The 7,523-nt window shown below is 35.7% G+C and carries 6 protein-coding genes; 4 read left to right on the top strand and 2 right to left on the bottom strand.

The features are described 5' to 3' along the window. Nucleotides 1–50: 50 nt before the first annotated feature. A complete protein-coding gene (locus AFK68_RS18830; RefSeq protein ID WP_094674109.1) occupies nucleotides 51–1,355 on the bottom strand; it encodes a pentapeptide repeat-containing protein in 1,305 nt (434 codons plus the stop codon). 724 nt (nucleotides 1,356–2,079) lie between these two features. Between AFK68_RS18830 and def the strand changes: the two genes are divergently transcribed. From def to AFK68_RS18815, 3 genes are all read left to right on the top strand, one after another. Then, nucleotides 2,080–2,643 (top strand): peptide deformylase, encoded by a 564-nt coding sequence (gene def / locus AFK68_RS18825; protein ID WP_094674107.1) that lies wholly within the window; start codon nucleotides 2,080–2,082, stop codon nucleotides 2,641–2,643. Nucleotides 2,644–2,744: 101 nt separating this feature from the next. Further along, nucleotides 2,745–2,945 (top strand): hypothetical protein, encoded by a 201-nt coding sequence (locus AFK68_RS18820; RefSeq protein WP_094674105.1) that lies wholly within the window; start codon nucleotides 2,745–2,747, stop codon nucleotides 2,943–2,945. A 792-nt stretch (nucleotides 2,946–3,737) separates the two neighbouring features. Beyond that, the gene (locus tag AFK68_RS18815) at nucleotides 3,738–5,114 is read left to right on the top strand and encodes a PrsW family glutamic-type intramembrane protease (RefSeq protein ID WP_094674103.1); all 1,377 of its coding nucleotides are present in this window, start codon (nucleotides 3,738–3,740) and stop codon (nucleotides 5,112–5,114) included. A gap of 258 nt (nucleotides 5,115–5,372) precedes the next feature. Here the strand turns inward: AFK68_RS18815 and AFK68_RS18810 are convergent, their stop codons facing one another. Beyond that, nucleotides 5,373–5,741: an NUDIX domain-containing protein gene (locus AFK68_RS18810; RefSeq protein WP_256386609.1), complete on the bottom strand. Its 369-nt coding sequence runs from the start codon at nucleotides 5,739–5,741 to the stop codon at nucleotides 5,373–5,375. A 376-nt stretch (nucleotides 5,742–6,117) separates the two neighbouring features. Between AFK68_RS18810 and AFK68_RS18805 the strand changes: the two genes are divergently transcribed. Further along, on the top strand, nucleotides 6,118–6,798 hold the full coding sequence (locus AFK68_RS18805) for a PEP-CTERM sorting domain-containing protein (protein WP_094674099.1): 681 nt from the start codon (nucleotides 6,118–6,120) through the stop codon (nucleotides 6,796–6,798). Nucleotides 6,799–7,523: the final 725 nt, after the last annotated feature.

Below are 7,523 nucleotides of genomic sequence, written 5' to 3'. Positions count from 1 at the left end.
CCCCTACTCCCCTACTCCCTCTCTCCCCTACTCCCCAAGCTCCCGAAAATCTAACGCCCCAATTTATTTGGAATACCTTCACAACCACCTGGTATAGTTTTTCTACTTTTTTTCCCACACCAAGCACAACAATAATAAAGTTGTTCATCAGACAACCGCTTGACTCCTGTAAAGTTAACATTTTCCACAACTGCACCAGTGTAAACACCAGTCTGATAGTTAGGTACATTAGTACGACTGCGGGGAGTAGCATTTTCAGCAGTGCCATAAAAAAATCTTACTCCCCTTAAGTCAGCACCTACCAAACTTGCTTCATATAAAATAGTACGAGAAAAATTCGCTTTTACCAGATCGCAACCGTCAAGATTAGCTCTTACCAGATTAGCATCACTTAATTCTGTCCACCGCAAATCTGTTTTTGTCAGGTCAGCACCTGCTAACATTACTCCTAAATCAATAACACGAATACCATATTCTCTATCTTCAGCATAACCCCCTTGACCATCAAGTATGGGGCGACCTAATAATCTATCGCGCTTAATGGGTGTCACCAGTCTAGACTGAGATAAAAATCTGAGAATTTTCGCTTTACCTTCTCCATCTACACTTTTGATAATAGCTGCTGTACGACCTTCAGCGATCGCTCGTTCCTGTGGCCAATCTTCTAAGAAACCTTTTTCATCCATTGCTAGATCGGAAACCCCTTGAAAGTAAGCATCAATGGTTTGTTGTTGAGTAATGCGGTTTTGCTGAATTGTCAAATCTTTGGAAATAACGTATTGTCGCCAAGCTACATATACCGCAATAATTGCAATTAAAATTTGACCTAATGCACCAATAAGTTCACCTACCGCTCCAATGGCATCCCAGTTAATCTGGATATTCCGACTACCAGGTTCTTGGTTTGCTCCACTTAACATCAGTAAACCTACAATAGCTGACAGGATACCAAAGCAGGCAATGATTAGGTTACGCCAAACTGGGGGAATCATAGTTTTCCAGACTTTACCCCAACTAGGCCAAATCATCCGGACTGAAGCTACCATTGCTACAACCGCACTGGTATAACCAAGCAGCACATTATCCATGGCTAACCCTAGAATCATCAATGCGATCGCTACTAGGGTGACAATGGATGCTAATCTATTTCTTGGCCCTTCATATTTTTGATTGTCCACTAAAGCATTATTTGTGGCAGAGGCGGGAAGCATTTGTTCTATTTCATTGTCTATGAGGTTTAACTGCTCTATTGCTGTTTTTACAGGAGTAATTGCTTCCTGGGTACCGTTGGGACTTTTTAATGTAGGGCTGGAATTGGGATTATTAGCTGGAGAGGAGTTAGAGTCATTATTCATAGCATTTCTGATTTTTGCTTTTTTGAAATATAATGGTGGGGACTTGGAAACCAAGTACAGACAGGTTTTTATGAGGTATGTAAAAATTTTTTGCCATGATTATGGCAAGAAGTTAGAGCAATAATATGTCAGGCTAAGTTTAGCTAGAGATTAGGATTTGTATCAATTAAATTGGGACTAAGCCTGTCCAGAAATAAAAGCTAGAAAATATTAGGTTAATCTAGAAGTAAGGCCAAATTAAATAATATATTATACTTGACTAATTAATTTAGGGATTTTGGACGCAGTAGATAGTTGGGCATAAATATAGCAATTGTCATTGGTGTTATGACATTTTCAAATGCCAAAACGTAGTCACAGCAATAATTTTACTTTTAACTTCTAACTTCTAACTTTAGCTATATATATTGATAATAAAATCAGGACTTATGCACGCAAACCTAGAAATAGGGTTTTTCGTAGATTTCTATTGTTCAAACCAAAGATTTATCCTAGTAACTGGGTTGATTGAGGTAAGTCCCAAGGATTTAAGGACAAGGTACGAGATTTGAGGATTTATTTTTTTCTGTTCCCTTGTCAATCCGATGTTCTAATTAATTAATTGATAGTCAGTCTAACTGTTCATGGGCAGAAACCTAATATTTTCTATTAAAATAGAGCAAGAGGTAGGAAAAATACCTATAAATAAATTAAAGATGTAGCGATTTTGGTAAGTTAAGACTCTATGAATTCTGAAATTATAGTTAATAAGGAAAAATTAAACAAATCACCTCTAGAAATACATTATCTGGGCGATCGCTCTTTACGCCAGTCAGCCAAGCGAGTTGCTAAGGTAGATGATGATATTAGGCAACTGGTGCGAGAAATGCTCCAAACTATGTATACTGCTGATGGTATTGGTTTGGCTGCACCACAGGTTGCTGTCCAAAAACAGGTTATTGTGATTGACTGTGAGCCAGATAATTCTGCTACCCCTCCTCTAGTTTTGATTAATCCTAGAATTAAAAGGTATGGTAGTGATATTTGTCTTTTCCAAGAGGGATGTCTGAGTATTCCTGGGGTTTATTTGGATGTTAAACGTCCTTCAATTATTGAAGTTGCCTACAAAGACGAAAATGGTCGCCCTAAAACTCTTCAGGCTAAAGAATTATTATCTAGGGCAATTCAGCATGAAATGGATCATCTTCATGGAGTGCTTTTTGTAGACCGAGTAGAAAATAAGTTGGCACTTAATGAAGAATTGGCCAAGCATAAGTTCTCTCCTAAAGCTGTTAAGTCTGTTGCTTGAGTCTGATGGAAACTAATATCTAGGGGCTGGAAAACTCAGCCCTGATTTTTTTCATATCACGAAAAACAAAAAAAGTCAATAAATTCTTGGAAATAAAAAATATGGTAGGAACTCCTAAGTCAGGTTTGTTTTTGGGTGGGTCTTGTATAGCAGCGATCGCGGCAGTTGGCTCTGTTTTTGAGTTATCTTCTGGGGAACCAGAATTAGGAGGTTTAGTAACAGGGGTAATTCTAAGTTTGAGTATACCTCTTGCAGCTTTACTTTTTTATTTAGCAATTCAAGATGCTAAAGCAAATCAGTAAAAATTCAACAATGAATAATTTTTAATTGATAATTACTCATTGATAATTATTGCTCTGCTGATTAAATATAAAAGTATTTACGGAGAAAGGTTTTAGCCTTTTTAGGTCTAGAACAAAGTACCTAGTTTTCGGCTATTTATGCACGGTTCCCGAAAAATCAAAAAGGAGCGCATTTTGGGCAAATAGTTGAGCAAAAAAATTACTCCGGTAGGGGCAATTAATGTTTGCGGAGCATTCCGTAGGAAATCGCCCCTACTCCCCGACTCCTTAAAAAATACATACTTTTTCAGCAAACCTTAATTAGACTTAGGCGTGAAAAATATATAGATTTTTTCCCATAGGAGGGAACAGGAAACACTTAACTGGGAATAGGTAAAATATTTTTCCGAAAAAGGGAGGAAAAAAGATTTTTTTATGGTGAATTTTTCTTTCTTTAGCTAATATAACTAAAAGGTTTATTTATTTTCTGGAGATGTCTATTGTATTGGCAAAAAAATCAGGTTTCAAGTCTTACCTTTTAAGGAAATGAAAAAAATAAACTTTAGTTTTTCCAGCTTTTGGTTTCAGCAGTCGATGCTGATAACTGATGTAGTTAAACTTCGCGTTTGCGGAGCATTCCGGAAAGGAAAGTGTCACTACTAACTCATAACTAGACCTCTGGCAAAAGTTTTAATTAAATCAATTCAAAGATATAGAATCAACTATTTCATCCCCCCTATTCCCTATTCTCTATTCCCTATTCCCTATTCCCTATTCCCTGACTTTTGAAATAACTACCAAGTATCTGAAAAAATGGCATTTTTGCGACAACTGTCTACAAGAAGGCTATGTGAGAAACAACTCATAAAGAAGTACCTATCTGAGACAGAAGAGGTAATGCTAGGACGCGATCCAACTTGTCACATTGTCCTAGAGACAAAAATGTATAGGATGGTTTCTCGCCGTCATGCACTAATTCGTCTTCATACTGAACAAACTGGAACTAATGGTTTAAGATGGGAGATTTTTGACCTAAATAGTGTGAATGGTACTTATATTAATGGAGAGAAACTAGAAGAATGTCAAATTTTACAAGTGGGCGATCGTATTCGTCTAGGTTCTAATGGACCAGAATTTATATTCGATAACTTATCCCACCAACAATCAACCGCATCAGTATCACCACAAGTAAACTTTACTCCACCTCCTGTAAGTTCTGTTAGTAATGTTAATGTGGGAGTTGAAGATGTTGAAGATACTGATTCTATTACTTTAACACAGTTATTTCCAATTGCTTCTACAGGAAAGCAATTGGTTAAAAAGGCTTATCTTTATCCTGGTATTATCACTGTAATTTTTGTGGTTTTAATGTTTTTAACAGTGGGTAATGCAGGGGCTTTTAATTTACTTTTGGCGACTTATATTGCTGGTGCAGCTTATTATTTTGTTTATCGACTTTGTGGTAAAAAAAAGCCTTGGTGGGTATTATTTGGAGCTGCTTTAATAACTGTTTTAATTTTGTTGAGTCCTATTCTTACAGTTTTTATTGGGGTATTTCGTATAATACTTCCTGGTGATATATCAGTCAATCCTCAAGATGTTGGCTTTTTTAATTTCCTAATCAGGATGTTTTTTGGAGCGGGATTAATGGAGGAGTTGCTCAAAGCATTGCCTGTGTTTTTAGCATTATTAATAGGTCGTAATTTACGTTTTCCTTGGCGACAGAAAATTGGTGTTTGGGAACCTTTAGATGGAATTTTATTGGGAACAGCTTCAGCATTAGGATTTACTTTATTGGAAACTCTTGGGCAATATGTGCCTAGTATTGTGGATAGTGCTAGTCTACAATTGGGTGTAGGTGCGGGTGAATTGGTGGGATTACAATTGTTAATTCCAAGAATTTTAGGTTCAGTTGCCGGTCACATGGCTTATAGTGGTTATTTTGGTTATTTTATTGGCTTAAGTGTGTTAAGACGTCGTAATAGTTGGTTGATTTTAGGAGTTGGTTATTTTACTGCTTCTATTCTTCATGCTTTATGGAATGCTTCTGGGGTTTTAAATATATTTCTTTTGGCGTTTGTGGGTGTGGTTTCTTATGCTTTTTTAGGAGCTGCTATTTTAAAAGCTAGAGTTCTTTCTCCGACGAGAAATGAAAATTTTGCGACTCAGGCTATTATTAATAATGAATAATTAATAATTGATAATTGATAATTGATAATGAATAATTTATAATTTATTTAGGGCTTACTGGTTAAATATCAAAGCATTTACAGGTAAAGGTTGGAGCCTTTTTGGGTCTAGAAAAAGTACCTATTTTTCAGCTCTTTATGCTCAAAAAGTTAGCATTTATGGCGCATCGTTGGGCAAAAAAAATTACTCCCCTACTCCCCCGCTCCTCTACTCGTTAAAAAAAGACTTTTTCAGCAGACCCTATTTACTCAACTGGTGTCATAATATCTGGGAAAAAAAATCATTCAAAATATAATTGCATTGGAAAGCAAGTTGATGTTTGTCTAATTCATCTTTACGAAAATAAGCTAAACGCTGACCTTCATTAAGTTTAGTTTGCGTTAAGTCTAAATCTATTTGTTTCCAGAAAATATAATGTTCTCTGTCATAAATATTGTACTTTTGAAAGAAGTTAATATTTCCTAATTCAATTTCTATTTCTTCTCTTATTTCTCTACGAATACATTCTTCTGGAGACTCATCATTTTCTAAAAATCCTCCTAATAAATTCCAAGTATTAGGAAATGGAATATAATTTTTATCATCCCTCAGCACGAGCAAAATTTGCTTATTACTATTAAATAAAATAATTACAGAACCNNNNTCCGAAAACTATTATAGCATCCTGATAATTAATTTAGCTGTCGAAGTTCGACAATGTTAAAAAATACTTTTGTCGATTTCAACTTAATTTATGCTGAATGTATTGCTATAACTGGTTTTTGAATTAGTTAATTAAGGTTGTCGAAAATCGACAACTTTTTTTATATTCATGCTTTATTATTTAAAAAGACAAGACAAAAATAATTCTATAGTTTTCGGATACGTTTTTGATGTCATGGTTTTATGTTAGGAAGCAAAACAGTAAAGTTTTCCGATGCTCCTTTACGGCAGTCGGAACTTCCTTAAGGGTATTTNAAACGAATCTTCTATTTTATAACTATATTTAACTGGAGTTAGTCTAATGAAAATTCCAACTACATTGAGTAAATTATTAACAGTTACTGGAGGATTAATTGTTGTAGCTGGAGCTAGTGGAAGTGCTCATGCTAGTACAATGTTTTTTACTGATGTTAATGCTTTTGATGCCTTAACAAATACAACTTTAGTAGAAGACTTTGAGGCATTCTCACCAAAAGATCGTCGTCTTCCATCCTTTGTTAGTAATGGTAATAAATATATAGGTTTAGCTGGTGTTCCTGAACCCAACGTAGTAGTTGGTAGTCCTGGGTATACTAATTTTGGAGTTCCTGTAACTACTAGCAGCATACTAACTGCTACCGGTGGTGAAGATTTTACAGTAGAATTTGGTACACCTACGGAAGTAGTAGGATTTGATACTTATCTTAATGCTTTTGGTCCAGCAACAGTCAGCGTTTTTGGTACTACTGGTCTTCTTGACACTTTTGTATTAAATCACGACCCAACAACTGTAGGATTTTTAGGAATACTTGCTAGTGAAGAAATTAGTTCTATTCGCTGGACTACTGTAAATGGAAGGAGTATTAATACAGGAATTGACAATATTGTGCAAGGTACAGAAATTGACAATACATCAACGCCAGAACCTACTTCTGCACTAGGTTTAATTGCTTTGGGTGTTCTAGGTTTTGGTTCACGTTTACTAAAAGGAAAATCACGATAGTAAATTTTTGATGTCTAAGTACCACTAATTACTAATAGTGAAGGTAGGGGTTTGGAGACCAAACCACTACAGAAAACTAGCTATATTCAGACAATGCTGTTGTATAGAAGCCATTTTATATCTTTGAGATTAATTTTCCTTTGTACAACATTCCCTGTGAGGTGGAAAACTTTACTATTTGGAGTTGAATAAAAAGTCATGCGCAGGGGCGAACGACTCCAGCTAAATTTTATGATATCACAAAAATTCTGAGGATGCAACCGAAAATTCTTTGAGGCGCGATTTTTTTCGGGAGCTTCAGAGAATGCAAATATTGTTGGCTTTACCCCTACAGAAAACTAGCTATGTTTATACAATACTCTTTTGTACAACATTCGCTCTGAGGTGGAAAACTTTACTATTTTTAGTTGAATAAAAAGTCATGCGTAGGGGCAAACGACTACAGATAAATTTTATGATATCACAAAAATTGTCAGGATGCAACCGAAAATTCTTTGAGGCGCGATTTTTTTTGGAGCTTCAGAGAATGAAAATGTTGGTGGCTTTGCACTGAATAGCTATGGATGGCAAGATTTGATGAGGGAAAAACCAGTATTTGTGGAAAGCTCCACAAGATGAAAATATTTCTGGTTTTCCGACTATTACTCTATAGGCAACAGTTAATAACATTTGTTAAAGCACCCCAACACCAGAGATGAATGCTGAAATTTTCTGACTATTACTCT

The organism is Hydrocoleum sp. CS-953, from assembly GCF_002260545.1.
Classification (GTDB): Bacteria; Cyanobacteriota; Cyanobacteriia; order Cyanobacteriales; family Microcoleaceae; genus Trichodesmium.
This window is presented reverse-complemented; position numbering and strand designations above follow the sequence as displayed.

What these genes read in the sequence shown, in the direction of transcription:
- AFK68_RS18830 (WP_094674109.1), bottom strand. Translation starts at nt 1,355, where the DNA reads ATGAATAATGACTCTAACTCCTCTCCAGCTAATAATCCCAATTCCAGC.
- def (WP_094674107.1), top strand. Translation starts at nt 2,080, where the DNA reads ATGAATTCTGAAATTATAGTTAATAAGGAAAAATTAAACAAATCACCT.
- AFK68_RS18820 (WP_094674105.1), top strand. Translation starts at nt 2,745, where the DNA reads ATGGTAGGAACTCCTAAGTCAGGTTTGTTTTTGGGTGGGTCTTGTATA.
- AFK68_RS18815 (WP_094674103.1), top strand. Translation starts at nt 3,738, where the DNA reads ATGGCATTTTTGCGACAACTGTCTACAAGAAGGCTATGTGAGAAACAA.
- AFK68_RS18805 (WP_094674099.1), top strand. Translation starts at nt 6,118, where the DNA reads ATGAAAATTCCAACTACATTGAGTAAATTATTAACAGTTACTGGAGGA.